Source organism: Pseudomonas sp. UBA6323, assembly GCF_002439135.1.
GTDB lineage: Bacteria > Pseudomonadota > Gammaproteobacteria > Pseudomonadales > Pseudomonadaceae > Aquipseudomonas.
Window position 1 is genome coordinate 16,226 of record NZ_DJSX01000034.1, and the last position, 18,524, is coordinate 34,749.

General features: G+C 62.7%; 16 protein-coding genes and 1 pseudogene. 7 read left to right on the top strand and 10 right to left on the bottom strand.

What is annotated here, in order from left to right:
* The first annotated feature begins 25 nt into the window (after positions 1 to 25).
* Positions 26 to 1,022 (top strand): annotated as a pseudogene (dusA, locus tag B3P22_RS06760) (tRNA dihydrouridine(20/20a) synthase DusA).
* Here the strand turns inward: dusA and B3P22_RS06765 are convergent.
* On the bottom strand, positions 1,019 to 1,318 hold the full coding sequence (locus B3P22_RS06765; protein ID WP_197856552.1) for a transcriptional repressor: 300 nt from the start codon (positions 1,316 to 1,318) through the stop codon (positions 1,019 to 1,021). The pseudogene dusA and the gene B3P22_RS06765 sit on opposite strands and share 4 nt — an antisense overlap.
* A gap of 196 nt (positions 1,319 to 1,514) precedes the next feature.
* Here B3P22_RS06765 and tal point away from each other — a divergent pair, with 196 nt between their 5' ends.
* Positions 1,515 to 2,441, top strand: a complete 927-nt coding sequence (gene tal / locus B3P22_RS06770; protein ID WP_197856553.1) for a transaldolase — start codon at positions 1,515 to 1,517, stop codon at positions 2,439 to 2,441.
* Between the two features lie 62 nt (positions 2,442 to 2,503).
* Here the strand turns inward: tal and rssC are convergent, their stop codons facing one another.
* Entirely contained in the window at positions 2,504 to 2,986 is a 483-nt protein-coding gene (gene rssC, locus B3P22_RS06775; protein ID WP_024308595.1) for an anti-sigma factor antagonist RssC, read from the bottom strand.
* An 8-nt stretch (positions 2,987 to 2,994) separates the two neighbouring features.
* Positions 2,995 to 4,179, bottom strand: a complete 1,185-nt coding sequence (gene rssB, locus B3P22_RS06780) for a two-component system response regulator RssB (protein WP_197856554.1) — start codon at positions 4,177 to 4,179, stop codon at positions 2,995 to 2,997.
* Between the two features lie 213 nt (positions 4,180 to 4,392).
* Between rssB and B3P22_RS06785 the strand changes: the two genes are divergently transcribed.
* The gene (locus tag B3P22_RS06785) at positions 4,393 to 4,692 is read left to right on the top strand and encodes a PilZ domain-containing protein (protein ID WP_296270445.1); all 300 of its coding nucleotides are present in this window, start codon (positions 4,393 to 4,395) and stop codon (positions 4,690 to 4,692) included.
* 89 nt (positions 4,693 to 4,781) lie between these two features.
* On the opposite strand, the gene B3P22_RS06790 is transcribed toward B3P22_RS06785, so the two are convergent.
* Positions 4,782 to 5,486 carry an MlaA family lipoprotein gene (locus tag B3P22_RS06790; protein ID WP_296270446.1) on the bottom strand — a complete coding sequence of 235 codons (705 nt, stop codon included), beginning with the start codon at positions 5,484 to 5,486 and terminating at the stop codon, positions 4,782 to 4,784.
* 104 nt (positions 5,487 to 5,590) lie between these two features.
* Between B3P22_RS06790 and B3P22_RS06795 the strand changes: the two genes are divergently transcribed.
* The 3 genes from B3P22_RS06795 (at position 5,591) to B3P22_RS06805 (ending at position 7,164) form a co-directional block, all read left to right on the top strand.
* Positions 5,591 to 6,001 carry an acyl-CoA thioesterase gene (locus tag B3P22_RS06795; RefSeq protein WP_296270447.1) on the top strand — a complete coding sequence of 137 codons (411 nt, stop codon included), beginning with the start codon at positions 5,591 to 5,593 and terminating at the stop codon, positions 5,999 to 6,001.
* A 62-nt stretch (positions 6,002 to 6,063) separates the two neighbouring features.
* Complete coding sequence (locus tag B3P22_RS06800) at positions 6,064 to 6,780, top strand: HAD family phosphatase (protein WP_296270448.1); 717 nt, start codon at positions 6,064 to 6,066, stop codon at positions 6,778 to 6,780.
* A 117-nt stretch (positions 6,781 to 6,897) separates the two neighbouring features.
* Positions 6,898 to 7,164 carry a DUF4404 family protein gene (locus B3P22_RS06805; protein WP_161867802.1) on the top strand — a complete coding sequence of 89 codons (267 nt, stop codon included), beginning with the start codon at positions 6,898 to 6,900 and terminating at the stop codon, positions 7,162 to 7,164.
* Between the two features lie 239 nt (positions 7,165 to 7,403).
* On the opposite strand, the gene queF is transcribed toward B3P22_RS06805, so the two are convergent.
* From queF to B3P22_RS06835, 6 genes are all read right to left on the bottom strand, one after another.
* A complete protein-coding gene (queF, locus tag B3P22_RS06810) occupies positions 7,404 to 8,234 on the bottom strand; it encodes an NADPH-dependent 7-cyano-7-deazaguanine reductase QueF (protein WP_296270449.1) in 831 nt (276 codons plus the stop codon).
* 416 nt (positions 8,235 to 8,650) lie between these two features.
* On the bottom strand, positions 8,651 to 11,719 hold the full coding sequence (locus B3P22_RS06815) for an efflux RND transporter permease subunit (RefSeq protein WP_296270450.1): 3,069 nt from the start codon (positions 11,717 to 11,719) through the stop codon (positions 8,651 to 8,653).
* On the bottom strand, positions 11,716 to 12,738 hold the full coding sequence (locus B3P22_RS06820; RefSeq protein WP_296270451.1) for an efflux RND transporter periplasmic adaptor subunit: 1,023 nt from the start codon (positions 12,736 to 12,738) through the stop codon (positions 11,716 to 11,718). The genes B3P22_RS06815 and B3P22_RS06820 overlap by 4 nt, the downstream gene beginning before the upstream one ends.
* Before the next feature lie 574 nt (positions 12,739 to 13,312).
* The gene (locus B3P22_RS06825; protein WP_296270452.1) at positions 13,313 to 14,107 is read right to left on the bottom strand and encodes an ABC transporter permease; all 795 of its coding nucleotides are present in this window, start codon (positions 14,105 to 14,107) and stop codon (positions 13,313 to 13,315) included.
* Entirely contained in the window at positions 14,104 to 15,036 is a 933-nt protein-coding gene (locus B3P22_RS06830; protein ID WP_296270453.1) for an ABC transporter ATP-binding protein, read from the bottom strand. The genes B3P22_RS06825 and B3P22_RS06830 overlap by 4 nt, the downstream gene beginning before the upstream one ends.
* A 154-nt stretch (positions 15,037 to 15,190) precedes the next feature.
* The gene (locus B3P22_RS06835) at positions 15,191 to 15,850 is read right to left on the bottom strand and encodes a transglutaminase-like domain-containing protein (protein ID WP_296270454.1); all 660 of its coding nucleotides are present in this window, start codon (positions 15,848 to 15,850) and stop codon (positions 15,191 to 15,193) included.
* 138 nt (positions 15,851 to 15,988) lie between these two features.
* Here B3P22_RS06835 and B3P22_RS06840 point away from each other — a divergent pair, with 138 nt between their 5' ends.
* Positions 15,989 to 18,436 (top strand): acyl-CoA dehydrogenase, encoded by a 2,448-nt coding sequence (locus B3P22_RS06840; RefSeq protein WP_296270455.1) that lies wholly within the window; start codon positions 15,989 to 15,991, stop codon positions 18,434 to 18,436.
* Positions 18,437 to 18,524: the final 88 nt, after the last annotated feature.

Below are 18,524 nucleotides of genomic sequence, written 5' to 3' on the forward strand. Positions count from 1 at the left end.
GCACTTAGTCGAAGATGCCTCAAGAATCGAACCTGAACCCCGCCACGCGCCCTGCCCTGTCCCGCCGCTTCTCCGTGGCGCCAATGATGGACTGGACTGACCGTCACTGCCGGTACTTTCTCCGTCAACTGTCGCGCCACGCCCTGCTCTACACCGAGATGGTCACCACCGGTGCGCTGATCCACGGTGATCGCGAGCGCTTCCTGCGTTACAGCGAATGCGAGCATCCAATCGCGTTGCAGCTGGGCGGCAGCAACCCGCAGGATCTGGCCACCTGCGCGAAGATGGCCGAAGCACACGGCTATGACGAGGTGAACCTGAACGTCGGCTGCCCCAGCGACCGGGTGCAGAACAACATGATCGGCGCCTGCCTCATGTGTCACCCGGCGCTGGTGGCCGACTGCGTGAAGGCCATGCAGGACGCCGTGAGCATCCCCGTGACGGTCAAGCACCGCATCGGCATCAACGGCCGTGACAGCTATGCCGAGCTTTGTGATTTCGTCGGTCAGGTGCGCGACGCCGGTTGCCGCAGCTTTACCGTGCATGCTCGCATCGCCATCCTCGAAGGCCTGTCGCCGAAGGAGAACCGCGAGATTCCGCCGCTACGCTACGACGTGGCCGCGCAGCTCAAGCAGGATTTCCCGGATCTGGAGATCATTCTCAACGGTGGCATCAAGACCCTGGAGGAATGCGAGCAACACCTGCAGACCTTCGATGGCGTGATGCTCGGCCGCGAGGCTTATCACAATCCCTATCTACTGGCGCAGGTGGATAGCCGCCTGTTCGGCACCGCAGACGCCGGCATTAGCCGCATGGATGCCCTGCTCGCGCTGAAACCCTACGTCGAGCAGCACCTGCGCGAGGGCGGCACGCTGCATCACGTCAGCCGTCACGTACTCGGCCTGGCTCAGGGCTTCCCAGGTGCGCGACGCTTCCGCCAGTTGCTGTCGGTAGACATTCACAAGGTGAAAGATCCGCTAGGGCTGCTCGACCAGGCGGCCGAACTGCTACGCGGGCATTAAGCCCGCGCGCTCAGGCGATAGCGACTGCGCCCGGTGGCCTGCACCAGGCCGTTTTCTTCCATGCGGCGCAGCACCTGGCGCACGCTGACCAGCGACAGCGGCTCGCCGGCCTCGCTCAGTTGTCGGTGCAGTTCACGCGCCGATACGCCCTGCTCGTCATTGGCGCTGCACAGCGCCTCCACCACCTTGAGCCGCGGCATGCTGAAACGCAGCCCGACGGCCTGCAACCACTCACGGCACTGACGTGCATCCGGCCCTGCAGAAACTGAACGAGAAGGCAGGCTTTGGGTCGACATATTCGGGCTCCTTGACGGCTCGTCTAAAGTCGGACTCCACCGACTCCGGCGCATTTCGATGCGCCGTCATAGATAAAGACGAACGAGCCGACAAAAACCTCAGCTCTGAAAAGGTAAATTTTGTCAGTGACCCGACCGTTGAGCGCCTTCGGCACCTCGGGTAAGGTCATGCCACCTGCAACGACAAGGCCTCGTCATGACCTCCAAGCTGGAACAACTCAAGCAGTTCACCACCGTGGTTGCCGACACCGGCGACCTCGACGCCATCGCCCGCCTGCAACCGGTGGATGCCACTACCAACCCCTCGCTGCTGCTCAAGGCCGCCGCCCTGCCCCGCTACGCCGACCTGCTGCGCCAGGCGATCGATGCTGGCAAGGGAGATCAGGGCCTGGCCTGCGATCATTTCGGGGTAGCCGTCGGCCAGGAGATTCTCAAGGTCATTCCCGGGCGCATCTCCACCGAAGTCGATGCTCGCCTTTCGTTCGACACCGATGCCACCTTGCTCCGTGCCGAACGCCTGATCGGCCTTTATGAGCGAGCCGGCATCGGCCGCGACCGCGTACTGATCAAGATCGCCGCTACCTGGGAAGGCATCCGCGCCGCCGAGCAACTGGAAAAAGCCGGCGTGCAGACCAACCTCACCCTGCTGTTCGCCTTCGCCCAGGCGCAGGCCTGCGCCGATGCCGGCGTGTTCCTCATCTCGCCTTTTGTTGGCCGCATCTACGACTGGTACAAGAAGGCCGAGGGCCGTGACTTCGCGGGCAGCGAAGATCCGGGCGTGCAGTCGGTCTCGCGCATCTATGACTATTACAAGGCCAACGGCTACGACACCGTGGTGATGGGGGCGAGCTTCCGCAACCTCGGCCAGATCGAGGCGCTGGCCGGCTGCGACCGCCTGACCATCAGCCCCGAACTGCTGCAGAAACTGGCCGAAGACGACGGCCAGCTGAATCGGCAGTTGCAGCCCGGCGCCGCCGGTGAGCCTCGCCAAAGCCTCAACGAAGGCACCTTCCGCTGGGCCTTGAACGAAGACGCCATGGCCACCGAGAAACTGGCCGAGGGCATCCGCCTGTTCGCCCGCGATCAGGAAAAGCTCGAAGCACTGCTGGCCGCCAAGGCCTGAACGAAAAGGGGCGTCAGCCAAGCTGACGCCCCCTTTCAATTCTACAAAGCCTGATCGAGAACTCAGTGCCGTTCGAGCGCACTGACCAGGTCGTGAAACGCCTCACGGTTGGAGTCGTTGAGTCCCATCAAAATGCGGTGCGCTTCCAGCACCTTGGCCTTGACCACTTCTTCGGACTGATCCTGCGACGGCAGGTCGTCCAGGCATTCCGGGCATGGAATCGGCCGATCGACGATATTGAACACCTGATCGAAGCCCATGGACTCCAGCAGGCGGGTAATGTCGTCGTGAGTGGTGACAACGGTCGGCAACAGACCAACCTTCTGCCGCGACAAAATGGACAATTTCGCCAGTAAACCAAGCGTAGTACTGTCGATACTGCGCGTTTCGGTCAGGTCGATGACGATGGCCGAAAAATTCAACGCGGTAAAAATCTTTTCAATCGTGGCATCCAGTGCTGAACACAGGGTCAGACGGACTTCACCGACGAACTTCAGGACGAATGTTCCATCCTGCTCGGCAAATTGGATGCGACCGGGGCTTATCCCAGGGTTCATGCAAGGTTCCTGCTCAACACCAGCAAGGCGATATCATCCGGCATCTCGCCCAGATTGGCCAGACCGAGAACTTGACGCAAACCGCTTAGCGTACCGCCAGCCTGGCTAACCAATTGTGGCAACGCCAATTCCTTCTCTTTCAAGGTATCACCCGGTAACAGATCGAGAATGCCGTCCGAAAGCAGGGTCAGGCTGAACGACTCAGGCAGCTCCATCACCAGATCGCCGTATTCGGCTTCGGCGAACAGGCCAACCGGCAGGCCGCGGCCCTCCAGGTAACGCGCCTGGCCATTCTCGAACAGCACCGGTAGCGGAAGGTGCCCGCCGATACTGTAGGTGAGCATGCCGCTCTGCTCGTCGATCACCCCGCCGAGCATGGTCACATGCTTGCCCAGCTTGCAGTTGATCAGGCCGCGGTTGATGTGACCGAGAACATCGGAAGGCTTGAATTCAGGCAGCGTGCCGCCGCGACGCCACTCATAAAGCAGGCGCGTGGTCATGAACTTGAGCAGCACGGTGACGAATGCCGAGGAGGCGCCGTGACCGGAAACATCGGCCAGGTAGAAGGCGATGCGCCGCTCATCGATACGGAAGTAATCGACGAAGTCGCCAGACAGGTACAGCGACGGAATGATCTGGTGCGCGAAATTCAGGCCTTCAGCCTGCCACGGCGTCACCGGCAGCATGTTCATCTGCACCTGGCGGCCAGCGTTCTGGTCTTCCTGCAGCAGATGCAGGCTGGCCTGAAGCTCACGATTGGCCGCTTCGAGTTTTTCGCGGTAACGCTGGTTCTCGACGCGCAGCCGTGCGCGATCCAGCGCGCGGCGCACCGAATGCTCCAGCACGGCGAGATCTTCGAGGGGTTTGATCAGGTAGTCGGCAGCGCCGAGACGCAGGGCTTCGACGGCGTCGTTCATCACGCCGGCCCCGGAAACCACGATCACCGGGACTTCAACGCCGAGCGCATTGATACGCCGGATCAGTTCAAGACCGTCGACCTGCGGCATGCGCAGGTCGCAGATCATCAGGTCGGGGCCTTCCTGTTGGAACATCTCCAGCCCCTGCAAACCGTTGTTGGCCTGCAGCACCTTGAAGCCGCTGTCCTCGAGGTAGGCCGCGAGGCTTGCACGCACGACATCGTCGTCGTCGATGATCAGCAAAGTGGCACTGGTTTTGTGCATGGGGTATCCAGGCAAACTGCGCCAGGGCAATTTTGGTCACTGCCCGTAGCGCGGCGCCGCATCAATGGCGTCAGGGGCGATTTCAAGGGGCAGACGGTACTCCCATCTGCCGGCCGATTCAAGCCGGGACCGGTCGTCGTTCGGCGGCTTTACAGGTCAAATCGACGAGAGTTATAAGGGCCGCGGGAGAGTTCATAAGAAGAGGCAGGATCCATGAGTCAGAATGATCGAGCGTACAGCGAGAAGCGCGACTACATCCGCATGCGACTGGAAGCAGCAGTCGTCCTCCATCACGCTGGCCGGGAATTTCCTGCACTGTGCCTGGATCTCTCCAGTACCGGTATGCAAATCGAGGCCGAAGTGACCTTGAGCATGGGTGACAAGGTCAAGGTTCACATTCCCTCCGAGCATAGCGAGTTGGCCGGTCTCGATGCCCAGGCCGAGGTGGTCCGGGTAAGCGATTTGGGCGACGGTCGGCAGGCGCTGGGCCTGGCGATCATCTCCATGAGCTGAAATCTGCATTTACGAAAAAGGCGGCCTCGAGGGCCGCCTTTTTCGTATCTACGGAGTGCTGCTTACGCAGCGATGAGCTCATCAGATGCTTAGAAATCGTCTTCGACCTGCCCATCCTTGATCTTGTACTCGCGGCTCTGCAGGTAGGCGTTGCGGATGAAGATGTACTTGTCGCCGCTGATCAGGCGCTCGGCCTGCAGCAAATTGGCCCGGGTGTCGATGACCTGGACGCCACGGGTGACGTTACGGGTCGGCACGTGATCCATGTACGGATACGGGGTCAGCAAGCTGTCCGGTACACGCCCGGCAGCATCGCGCACGGTGCTCGGGCCGAGGAACGGGATCACCAGGTACGGGCCGCTGTCCAGGCCCCAGACGCCGAGGGTCTGACCGAAATCTTCGTTGTTCTTCTGCAGGCCCATGTGCTTGGCCACATCGAAGAAGCCAAGAACACCGAACGTGGTGTTGAAGATCAGGCGACCGGTATCGACACCGGCGTTATGCAGCTTGCCCTGCAGGAGATTGTTGGCCAGGTTGCCGACGTCGCCGATATTGCCGAAGACGTTGTGTACGCCGTCTTCGAGAAACTGCGGCGTGACGGCGCGGTAGCCCTGCGCCACAGGCTTCAGCGCATAGGTATCGAGAGTATCGTTGAAGCGGAAGATGGGCCGGTTGAAACTTTCCCAGGGGTCGTCCTCCGAAGCGGCCTGGCCCATCGCAGGCAGCAGGCTCAGGCCAACCAGGGCCATCAGGCCACCCAGGCGCGCGATCCAGCGAGCAGCGATCACATGCATTGAAATCTCTCCTTGAGGGAAATAAGGTGGCCACCGCCAGCGGCCCGAAGGCCGCGTAGTATAAAGCCTGAAGCCTGTATTGGGCAGCATAGCGAAGAAAAGCGATGACCAATGAAACCTTGCTGCACACCGCACACATCCCCGTACGCTGGGGCGACATGGACAGCTATGGGCACGTCAACAACATCATCTACATGCAGTATCTGGAAGAGGCCCGCGTCGCCTGGTTCGAGCTGGTCGGCGTGGCGATGAGCAATGTGCCATTCGGTCCGGTGGTGCTGCAGACCCAGCACACCTACCTCAAACCCGTGGTGTACCCCGCCACCGTGGTGGTGCAATTGAGGGCAGGTGTGGTAGGCCGCAGCAGCCTGGTTATCGAGCATCGCCTGAGCACCGTCGAGGATCCGCTGACGAGCTACGGCGAGGGTTACTGCAAGCTGGTATGGGTCGATCACGACAGCGGCAAGTCGGTGGCGCTACCCGAGCATGTGCGCGCCCCGTTCGGCGTCATCTGACAGTCATCTTTCGGTCATCCGCAGACGCTAGATTGGCCTAGGCCATTGCCACGGATGATCCCATGCCCTTTTCCTGCACTGCCCTGATCTTTCAACTGTCCGGCTGCCTGGTCGACTTCGGCGCCCGCACGTTGCCTGTCGCACTGCAGCGGCTGCACCCCGAACACGCCGGCGAGCCCGTCTCGGGCACACCTCAACAGGCACTGGAAGCCTGCCTGGGCAAACCGGCAACTGCCGGGCAACTGCAGGCGCTGGAGCAGATCCTTGGCGAAGTCGCAGGCGCGCATGCCGAACTGACACCAGGCGCCGCACAGTTGCTGCAAATCCTGCATGGCTACGGCACGCCGTGCGCCTGGCTCGACGACCTACCAGCCGATGCCAGCCTGCGCCTGGCCCAGGCACTGCCGGCGCCCATCGAGGCGGTGATCAGCCACCAGGCCAGGCCCTGGCCAGCGCCAGACAGCTGCTGGCAGGCGCTGAGCCAATTGGGCGTCGAGCGCCTGGATGGCAGCATCGTCGTCAGCGGCAATCCTCTGCTGCTGCAGGCAGGCCTCAATGCCGGTTGCTGGACCATCGGCTTAGCTGCCTGCGGGCCGCTTTGCGGCTACGCCCCGGCCGACTGGCAAGCGCTCGGTGCAAACGAGCAGGAACGCCTGCGCGCCGAGGCCACGCTGCAACTCTATCGTCTGGGTGTGCACTCGGTGGTCGATCACCTGGGCGAAATCCAGGCCAGCCTCGACGACATCGGCATGCGCCGCAACAAGGGCGAAAAGCCCTGAGCGCTTGACCGGGATCAGGCAAAGCCGGCGGGCTTGGATTAACCTTCAGATACGGCTGAAAACTTCCAGCGACACTGGGAGTCAATGTCTATGCCGATTCGACAAGGAGAGAACTCTATGCCAGCAAACGACCTGCAGCAGCAATTGGAAGCCCTCCAGCAGCACCTGGCCCAGGACACGCCGCTCAGCGAGGAAGAGCGAGCATCGCTTTACCTGCTGACGCAGGAAATCGAAGTACAACTGGCGCGCGAAGCCGCGGCGGCGCCCGACGCCACGCTGGTCGATGGCGTCAATCTGGCTGTGGAACGTTTCGAAGCCAGTCATCCCACCCTCGCCGGCACTTTGCGCAATATCATGCAGAGCCTGGCCAATATGGGTATCTGAACGCCCGGCGGATAGCTTCCGAGAACGCAAACAAAATGCCGCCTAACGGCGCAATGCTGTTCACTTAAGAAACGGTCAAACACGATCAGTCCCCTCGGGTTAGGGAGAGGGGGAACCCGGCGGTTTCGCGGTGTTTTCGGCCCTCTCCCCCAGCCCCTCTCCCATAAATGGGAGAGGGGAGCAAAACGTGTGCGACCTTAAGTGAACAGCATTAGCCTGATTGCGGCATTTTTCTTGGATCACTGCCGCGCCAGGCGAGCATTGTCCGGGGTGATCGCCTCGGTGCTGCGGTAGGGGTTGATATCCAACCCGCCGCGGCGCACATAGCGCGCATAGACGGTGAGTGTCTGCGGCTGCAGCAGTCGCTGCAGATCAAGGAAGATGCGCTCGACGCACTGCTCGTGAAAATCCGCGTGCTGGCGGAAGCTCACTAGGTAGGCCAGCAGGCTGGCGTGGTCCAGCGCGGCACCGCGGTACTCGACCACCAGGCTGCCCCAGTCCGGCTGGCCGGTAACCGGGCAGTTGGACTTGAGCAGATGGCTGTGCAGGCTCTCTTCCACAACCCGACCAGCATCGCAGCGCAGCAGTTCGGGTTGCGGGTGATCGTACTGGCTGACGCTGACTTCCAGCTCATCGATGCACTGCCCCGGCAGCGTCGCCACGCCCTCTGCCGACACCTCGCACAGCGAACGCAGACGCACCGCCACCGGCTTGCCGGCTACAGCGGACAGATCTCGAACCAAGGTGGCCTGCAACTCGTCCCAACTGGCGAAAGCCGACTGGTTCAGCGAGTTGAGGTAAAGCTTGAAGGACTTCGATTCGATGATGTTCGGCGAGTCGGCAGGAATGGCGAACTCACCGATGGCCACAACCGGCTTGCCGGACGGCAGCAGCCAGGACAGCTCGTAGCAGTTCCAATAGTCAACGCCCTGATACGGCAGGTTGGCGCCATCCAGGCCCAGCTCCGCCCATTTGGTGGTACGCGAGATGGGGAACAACAGCTCGGGACTGTACTCGGCGATGTACTGGCTGGACTTGCCCAGCGGGGAATGTTCGGCGGGGTGCTGCATGGCGCGCAATCCAGTGTGGCGAAAAACCGCGCGAGTTTAGCGGGTTGACGGCCCCGCCGCACGCGTAGTGATCTGTGAGCTTGCTCGGTGCGCACGCCGCGCTCTACCGCCAGGCGCCCCCCAAAAGCAGGGTGCGCCGCGCGCACCGCAGCGAATACTGGTTCAAGCCATTCAGGGAATATCCGATGTAGGTCTCCCGGATTGCATCCGGGCTACGCTCCGGGCGAAGCGAGCTTTGCGCGCGGGTCGCCTTACAGCGGGAGGCTTCGCGAGCAGAGCTCGCTCCTACAATGGCAGCCAGAGAACCGTAGGAGCGGCTTTCGGCTCGGGCATCCTGCTTCGCTCTACCTCCTGCATCCCTGCAGTCGTAGCCGCGATAACCCAGAAGCTCGCCGCTAAAGCGCCTCCTACTGGATTCAGACTGCTGCCGGCTCCTCCTCGATCTTGCGCAGCGGTGCCCAACGCCGCAGTAGCAGGTACAGCGTCGGAATCACATAGAGCGTGAAGAAGGTGCCGACCAGCAACCCGCCAACGATCACCAGGCCGATCTGCTGGCGGCTTTCGGCACCGGCGCCGGTGGCAATGGCCAAGGGCAACGAACCCAGCACCATCGCGCCGGTGGTCATCAGGATCGGCCGCAGGCGCTGCACCGAGGCCTCGATCACTGCCTCACGCAGCGCCCTGCCCTCACGCAGCAGATGATTGGCGAATTCGACGATCAGGATGCCGTGCTTGGTGATCAGGCCGATCAGGGTCACCAGGCCGATCTGCGAATAGATGTTCCAGGTGCCGCCGAACAGCTTCAGCGCCAGCAAGGCGCCGGCCATCGATAGGGGCACGCTGAAGAGGATGATCAGCGGATCACTGAAACTCTCGAACTGCGCCGCCAACACCAAGAAAATAAAGGCCAGGGCCAGGGCGAAGATCAGCAGGATGCCCGAGCTGGACTCCTTGAAATCCCGCGAGGTGCCGGTGTAGTCGTACTGCGTCTCCGGCGGGAACACCTCGCGTGCAGCCACCTCCAGATGATTCAAGGCCTCGCCCAGGGTGTAGCCGGTGCCGACATTGGCGCTGATGGTCACCGCGCGCAACTGGTTGAAGTGGTTGAGTTCGCGCGGCGCAACCGTCTCGCGCACTTCGATCAGGTTCGACAATTGCACCATGCCGCCGTCGCGGTCACGCACGTAGACGCGATTCAGATCCTGCGGGTTGCTGCGGTCGATATCCTCCAGTTGCACCAACACGTCGTACTGCTCGCCGTTCTGCTTGAAACGGGTCACTTGGCGGCTGCCGAACAGGCTTTCCAGGCTGCGCCCGATCACCGACACATCGGTGCCAACGGCGGCAGCCTGCTCGCGATTGACGGTGATCTTGAGCTGCGGCGAGTTGAGCTTGAGGTCGCTGTCCAGCCCTTCCAGCCCCGGATAGTCGCGCATGCGCTCCATCAACTGGTCGACGTAGCCCTGCAGCTCGGCATATTCCATGGACGAACGAATGACGAAGTTGATCGGCTGGTTGCGCGCGCTTTGCCCCAGCGGCGGGCGGTTGACCGGGGTGACGCGCATGCCGGCGATATCCTGCAGCTTCGGCAGCAATTCATTGCGGATCTCGAACTGGGTGCGCGTGCGATCGGCCCAATCTTCCAGCTTCATGAAGGAAATGCCCTGGGCCACGGTGGGGAAGCCGGCCACCACCAGATAGCGATTGGTCTCGGGGATGCTGGCATAAGCAGACTCCACCTCGCGGGCATAGCGTACGGTGTAGTCGATGGTGGCGCCATCGGGGCCATTGAACACGCCGAAGATGGTGCCGGTGTCCTCGGTGGGCGCCAGCTCCGAACGCAAGCCTCCGAACAGCCAGGCGCAGAGCACGAAGGCGGCCAGCAACACGCCCAGCACCAGCGGCCGGGCGCGCAGGGCGCGGTCCAAGCTGTGCTTGTAGCTGTAGGTAAGACCGTTGAGGAAGCCTTCGATCAGGTTGTACACGCGACCGTGACGCTGCTCGTGCTGATGCGCTTTGAGCATGACCGCACACATCATCGGCGTCAGCGTCAGGGCAACGAAGCCGGACACCAGCACCGAGCCGGCCAGGGTCCAGGCGAACTCGGTGAACAATTTGCCAGTCGTGCCCTGCATGAAGCCGATCGGGGCGAATACGGCGGCCAGGGTCAGGGTCATGGCGATCACCGCGAAGGCGATTTCGCGGCTGCCCTTGAAGGCGGCCTGCACCGGTTTCATCCCCGCCTCGATATGGCGGTGGATGTTCTCCAGCATGACGATGGCGTCGTCCACCACAAGACCGATGGCCAGCACCATGGCCAGCAACGTCAGGGTATTGATTGTGAAGCCCATCAGCGACATCAGGGCGAAGGCGCCGATCAGCGATACCGGAATGGTCACCAGCGGAATCAGCGTGGCGCGCAGCGAGCGCAGGAAGATGAAGATGATCAGGATGACCAGCGCCACGGCTTCCCAGATGGTGGTGAAGACGTTGTCGATGGACTCGCGAATGAATTGCGAGTTGTCGTTGGCCACGGTCATCTTCATGCCGTCGGGCAGCAGCGCCTTGACCTCGTCCCAGGCCGCCGCGAGGCCGTCGGAGATATCCAGCGGGTTGGCTGTCGCCTGCTTGACCAGGCCGAGGGTCACCGCCGGCAGACCGTTGAAGCGCACCACCGACCGCTCGTCGCGCGGCCCCACTTCGGCACGGCCGACGTCGGACAGACGCAGCAGATAACCTTGCGAATCATCGAGGATCAGCTCGTTGAACTGCTCCGGCGTGCGCAGATCGGTTTCCGACAACACACTGAATTCGCGCTCGCGCGACTCGATGCGACCTGCTGGAATCTCCACGTTCTGTCGGCGCAGGGCATCTTCGACGTCCTGCACGGTGAGGTTGTGCGCGGCGAGCTTCTCCGGGTCGAGCCAGATGCGCATGGAGAAGGTACGTGCACCGCGCACCTGCACTTCCGATACGCCAGGAATGGTCTGCAGGCGATCCTTGATCACCCGCTCCAGCAGGTCGGTGATCTCCATGGCGCTGTGCTGCTGGCTGTGAAAAGCGATCCACACCACCGGCTGGGCGTCGGCCTCGACCTTCTGCACGATGGGCTCGTCCACTTCATCCGGCAACAGGTTACGCACGCGACCCAGGCGATCACGTACGTCGTTGGCCGCCTCGTCGGCGCTGCGGCCGAGACGGAACTGCGCAGTGATCTGGGTGTTTTCCGCACGGCTGATGGAGGTGACGAAGTCCAGCCCCTCGATGCCGGACAGTACGTCCTCCACCGGTTGCGCCACCTGCGACTCCATGATTTCCGGGCTGGCACCGGGATAAGTGACCTGCACCGTGACGATGGGCACGTCGATATTGGGATATTCGCGCACGTTGAGGCGGTCATAGGCCATCAGGCCCAGCAGCACCACGATCAGCGACAGGACGGTGGCGAAGACCGGCCTGCGGATGCAGACGTCGGAGAGCGTCACGGCTGGCGCTCCCCGCTCTTGCTGCGCACGACAAGCCCCTCGCGCACACGCTGCCAGCCGGCGCTGATCACCGTCTCGTCACCCTGCAGACCTTCGCGCACCTCGACCAGGCCATCGAAACGCTTGCCCAACGTGATCTCGCGGCGCTCAACCTTGCCATCGACCAGCAGATTGACCAGCAGCTTGTCACCCTGCGGCATCACCGCCTCCTCAGGGATCACCAGCGCATCGGGACGCTCTTCGAGAATCACCGAAACGCGGACGAACTGGCCTGGACGCAAGCGGCGATCATCGTTGCCAATGTGCGCGCGAATCGCCTGGCTGCGCCCGGCTTCGTCCAGGCGCGGATTGATGGCGAAGATTTCGCCGCGAAAGCGTTCGCCAGGAAAGGTGTCGAGTGTGATCTCCACGGTCTGGCCCAGACGCACCTGGGCTACGGCCTTCTGCGGAATGCGGAAGTCGACCTTGAGCGGGTCGAGCACCTCCAGGTTGACAATGTTCTGTCCGGCGCTGAGGTAGTCGCCGACACTGGCCTGGCGCAGGCCGAGCGTGCCGTCGTAGGGCGCCTTGATCTGGGTCTTGTCGAGTCGCGCCTGAGCCAGGGCCTGGCTGGCACGTGCAGCCTGCAACTGGCTTTGCGCCTCGTCCAGCGCCTGGGCATTGCTGGCGCCACGCTGGAACAGCATCTGCGCCCGCTGGTGATTCTTCTCGGCCAGATCGAGATTGGCCCGGGCCTGGGCGAACTCGGCGCGAGCGATGGCGTCGTCGAGGCTGATCAACAGGTCGCCAGCGGTCACCGCCTGGCCTTCACGAAAGTGCAGGGAGGACAGGCGCCCTTCCACTTCAGGACGAATCATCACCGACTCGTCGGAACGCAGCGAACCGAAGGTGATCAGCTCGTCGCGCACCTCCATCTGCCGCACCGGCACGACCTCGACCATCGGCCCCTCGGCCGCCCCTGCGGGCAATGCGAAAAAGCCCAGCAACAGCCCTGCAAGCGCACGCGACAGCACGGTCATGATCAGCCCCTTCTTCTTGGTAGAGGCGGAGTCTAACCGGCTGCTGCGTCGGCGCCAGCCTTACAAGTTATTTCGCTATGTGTTGGCGTGGGTAGGCACAGGGTGGGCAGTTGCCAAGAGGATTTATCGGTGTTCAGCGGTGTAGACAGTGCCCGACAGAATCGCGGCTAAAGCCGCTCCCACGGAATCGTGAAACCTGTAGGAGCGGCTTCAGCCGCGATGCTGTCGAAGCGCCCCGGATTACATCCGGGCTACGCGGTAGCGAGGCTGGCGGTTGGCTTTTGAGGATCATCGACATCTTATCGCGGCTGAAGCCGCTCCCACGGAATGGCGAAACCTGTAGGAGCGGCTTCAGCCGCGATGCTGTCGAAGCGCCCCGGATTGCATCCGGGCTACGCGATTGAGCGAGGCTGGCGGTTGGCTTTTGACGGTCATCGACATCTTATCGCGGCTGAAGCCGCTCCCACGGAATCGTGAAACCTGTAGGAGCGGCTTCAGCTGCGATGCTGTCGAAGCGCCTCCAGATTACATCCAGGCTACGCGATCAGGCGAAGAAATCCCTCATCGCGGCACGTCACTGGCGCATGCCGCGACCGCTGACCAGCAGGCGAATGCACAGGGTATAGAGCGCGGCGGTCGCCAGCAGCATGAAGCCGATGGCCACGCCGATGCGGATGTCGGACACCCCGAGAATGCCGTAGCGGAAGGCGTTGACCATATGCAGGATGGGGTTGCCCATCGACACCGTCTGCCAGAACGGCGGCAGCAGGGTAATGGAGTAGAACACCCCGCCCAGGTAGGTCAGCGGCGTCAGCACGAAGGTAGGGACGATCGAAATGTCGTCGAAGTTGCGTGCGTAGACCGCGTTGACGAAGCCGCCGAGGGAGAAGATGGTCGCCGTCAGCAATACCACCAGCACGGTCACGCCCAGGTGATGCACCTGCAGATGGGTGAAGAACAGCGACAGGATGGTGACGATCACGCCCACCGCCAGCCCGCGCAGCACCCCACCGACGACGAAGCCGATGAGGATGGTGTGCGGCGATACCGGCGAGACCAGCAGCTCCTCGACGTTGCGCTGGAACTTGCTGCCGAAGAAGCTCGACACCACGTTGCCGTAGCTGTTGGTGATCACCGACATCATGATCAGCCCCGGCACGATGTACTCCATGTAGGTGAAGCCGCCCATGTCGCCAATCTGCCGGCCGATCAGGTTACCGAAGATGACGAAGTAAAGGACCATGGTGATCGTCGGCGGCAGCAGGGTCTGCGGCCAGATACGCACGAAGCGGCGCACCTCGCGATGGACGATGGTGCGCAGGGCGACCAGGTTGGCAGCGAACTCGCTGTTGAGGTACTGGGTATTCATTGCGCCACCTTGGCCAGGTTCTTTTCCACCAGGGAGACGAACAGCTCCTCCAGGCGATTGGTCTTGTTGCGCAGGCTCAGCACCTGCACCTGCTGCTGCGCCAGTTGCTGGAACAGCGCATTGAGGCCCTGGCTCTTCTCCACCTGCACTTCCAGGGTGTGGTGATCGAGCAGGCGCGCCGGATAGCCGATCAGGTTCGGCGCCTCGCTGTAGGAGTCCTTCAGATCGAGCAGGAAGGTCTCGACATGCAGTTTTTTAAGCAGGTCCTTCATGCTGCTCAGCTCGACGATGCGGCCGTGGTCGATGATGCCGATGTTGCGGCACAACTGCTCGGCCTCCTCCAGGTAGTGGGTGGTGAGGATGATGGTGATGCCTTGCCTATTCAGATCGGTGAGGAAGCTCCACATCGACCGGCGCAGCTCGATATCCACCCCGGCGGTGGGCTCGTCGAGAATCAGCAGGCGCGGCTGATGCACCAGGGCGCGGGCGATCATCAGGCGGCGCTTCATGCCGCCGGACAGCTCGCGCGAAGCGACGTCGCGCTTGTCCCACAGACCGAGCTGAGTCAGATACTGCTCGGCGCGCTCCTTGGCGATCGAACGCGGGATGCCGTAGTAGCCAGCCTGAGTGACGACGATATCGAACACCTTCTCGAACTGGTTGAAGTTGAATTCCTGCGGCACCACACCCAGGCAGCGCTTGAGCGCATAAGGCTCGCGGTCGAGGTCATGGCCGAACACGCTGACCGTGCCGCTGCTCTTGTTCACCAGGGTGGAGAGGATGCCGATTGTGGTGGATTTGCCGGCGCCGTTGGGGCCGAGCAAAGCGAAGAAATCACCTTCGGCGACGTCCAGATCGATGCCGTGCAGGGCCTGGAAGCCGTTTCCGTAGGTCTTGGTCAACTGGCGAATGGTCAGGGCGGAGCTCATGAAGATGGGGTTTCCCGCGCGAGAGTGAAGTCGTTATAGATGTGGGCGAAGACGCTCGATTGCAACCGCGTGTTTCGCCCACTCTGTGCTGGCATGCACCCTACCGACCCTGACGCGCAGAAAAAAGACCATCCTGGCGATGTTGATTATCGACTTAGTCGATAACGGCCTCACGCTGCATATCGCCGCTGAGCTGCAGGGCGCCTGCCTCGAACAGATGCGGATAGCAGCCACGCAGATGCGCGAAGAACAGCTGCTCCGGCAGATCCTCGAACTGGCCGTGGTCCTGCAGGTACTCCATATAACGCTCGCCCCGCTCGTTGTAGGGATGAAAGACGCTGTCATGCACGCCATCGAATTCCAGCGGGGCCACCTCGAATACGCGGCAAAGCGCCTCGTTGAACGCAGGCGTGGCCTTGACCCAGCGCCCCTGCAGGTAAAGCTCGGTGTAGCCGTGCATGGCGAACACCTCACTGCGCAGCAACTCCAGCAGGCGCGGAGTCGACAGGTGATTACGCACATCGGCCAGGCCGATACGCGCGGGAATGCCGCAATACCTTGCGCATGCCGCGAGCAGATTGGCTTTGGGCACGCAGTAAGACTCCCCGGCCGTCAGCGCGTGGCTGGCCTTCAGCGTCTGCGCATCGAGACCGAAGGCATAGGGGTTGTAACGAATCTCGTCACGCACCGCCAGATACAGGGCCACGGCCTGACTGATCGGTTCTCGTGAGGCGCCACGCCAACGTTCGGCGAACTCGACTACCAATGGATGGTCACTGTCAATGAAGCGGCCGGGGCGAAGATAGATCTGCATGACGGGGCTCCTGAAGTTCGCTTCAGTCTAATCCGCCGATTGCGCGATGCTCACGACGATCCGGCCAAGCTCACCGCCCCTCTCGCCATTTATGGCTATGCTCGGGGCGTCGCCCGCTCGAATCATGGAGGAATGCACATGCTCGTCATCTGGTTGCTGGTGCTGCTGTTCGGGGTCATTTACCTGGCCCATAGTCGTACCGCCGCCCGCCCCGCCCTCGGCATCACCGCGGCCTACCTGGTGGCCATGGCCCTGTTCAGCCCGGTACCCGGCTGGCTGCAACTGCTGCTATGGATCATCACAGGCGCAGTCGCTGCCTTCATCCTGCTCGGTGATCTGCGCCGGCAGTTGTTCACCGGCCCGATGTTCGCCTGGTTCCAGCGCGTGTTACCGCCGATGTCGGCCACCGAACGCGACGCCATCGAAGCCGGCACCGTGTGGTGGGATGGTGAACTGTTCAGTGGCAAGCCGGACTGGGACAAGCTGCTGGCCTACCCCAAGGCCAGGCTGACCGAAGAGGAACAGGCCTTCATCGACGGTCCCACCGAAGAGCTCTGCGCGATGATCAGCGACTGGCAGGTCGGCCAGGAAATGGACCTGCCGGAGAAAGCCTGGGAGCACATCAAGCAACACGGTTTCTTCGCCCTGATCATTCCCAAGGAATACGGCGGCAAGGGCTTCTCTGCCTACGCTCACTCGCAGGTGGCGATGAAGCTGGCCACCCGCAGCGGCGACCTCGCCTCCACCGTGATGGTGCCCAATTCTCTCGGCCCGGCCGAGCTGCTGCTGCACTACGGCACCGAAGAACAGCGCAATCATTACCTGCCACGCCTGGCACGCGGCGAGGACATCCCCTGCTTCGCCCTCACCGGCCCGCTGGCCGGCTCCGACGCAGGCGCCATGCCGGACACCGGCGTCATCTGCAAGGGCCAGCACAACGGCGAGGAAGTGATCGGCCTGCGCCTGAACTGGGAGAAGCGCTACATCACCCTCGGCCCGGTGGCCACCCTGCTCGGCGTGGCCTTCAAGGCCTACGACCCGGATCACCTGCTGGGCGACAAGGAAGACCTGGGCATCAGCCTGGCGCTGATCCCTACCGACACACCCGGCGTGGAGATTGGTCGTCGCCACCTGCCACTGGGCGCTGCCTTCATGAACGGGCCGAACTCGGGCAAGGACGTGTTCATTCCACTCGACTACCTGATCGGCGGGCCGGATTACCTCGGCAAGGGCTGGATGATGCTGATGAACTGCCTGTCGGTCGGTCGCTCCATCTCGCTGCCCGCCGTGGGCACCGGCGCGGCCAAGTTCACCAGCCTCGCCACCGGCCAGTACGCCCAGCTGCGTGAGCAGTTCAACGTGCCGCTGGCGGCCTTCGAAGGCATCCAGGAAGCCCTGGCCCGCATCGGCGGCAACGCATGGCTGATGGACAGCGCGCGCATCCTCACCGCCAATGCCGTCGACCTCGGCGAGAAGCCCTCGGTGCTGTCGGCGGTGCTCAAGTACCACCTGACCGAACGCGGTCGCGAGTGCATCACCCACGCCATGGACGTGCACGGCGGCAAGGGCATCATCATGGGCCCGAACAACTACCTGGCCCGTTCCTGGCAGGGCGCGCCGATCTTCATCACCGTCGAGGGCGCCAACATCCTCTCGCGTAACCTGATGATCTTCGGCCAGGGCGCCATCCGCTGCCATCCGTACGTGCTCAGGGAAATGGCCCTGGCCGACCGTGAGGACAAGGACCAGGCGCAGGTAGAGTTCGACTCGCTGCTGATGAGCCATATCGGTTTTGCCGTCAGCAATGCGGCCAGCAGCTTCCTTCTCGGCCTGACCCTGAACCGCCTGGGCACCGTGCCGGGTGACGACCTCAGCCAGCCCTACTACCGCGCCCTCAACCGCCTGGCCGCGGCCTTCGCCCTGTGCGCCGACAGCAGCATGATGCTGCTCGGCGGTGACCTGAAGCGTCGCGAACGCCTGTCTGCGCGCCTGGGTGACGTGCTCAGCCACCTTTACCTGGGCTCGGCGGCGCTCAAGCGCTACCACGACCTGGACTACCAGGAATCCGTCAGGCCAATGCTGTGCTGGGCCATGGAGGAAAACCTCTATCACGCCGAGCAGGCACTCGATGACCTGCTGAGCAACTTCCCCAACCGCCTGTTCGGTTGCCTGCTCAAGGTGCTGGTGTTCCCGCTGGGACGTCGCCACCAGGGGCCGAGCGATGAGCTGGACGCCGAAGTGGCCGCGATCATCGGCCGCCAGGCTGGCGACCCGGCACTGGAATCGGTGCTCGAAGGCTGCTACCGCCCACAAGCGGATCAGGATTCGGTCGGCGCCCTCCAGCATGCGCTGAACCTGGTACAGGCCAGCCACGATGCACGCAAGCGCCTGCACCAGGCGCTCAAGCACGGCAGTCTGCAACCGGCACCGGGCCAGGACGCCATCGCAGCGGCGATCGCTGCCGGCATTCTCGATGGCGAGCAGGGGCAAAGCCTGCAAGCAGCCGAAGCGGCGCGCCGCCGGGTGATCGATGTCGATGACTTCGCCAAGGAAGAGCTCACGCTGGCAAGTGGCAAGGTGCGCTGAGGCAAACGCCTGGTGGGAGGGGCTTTACCGCAACTCAAGAAGCTCGCGGCTACGACTGCAGGGATGCAGGAGGTAGAGCGAAGCAGGA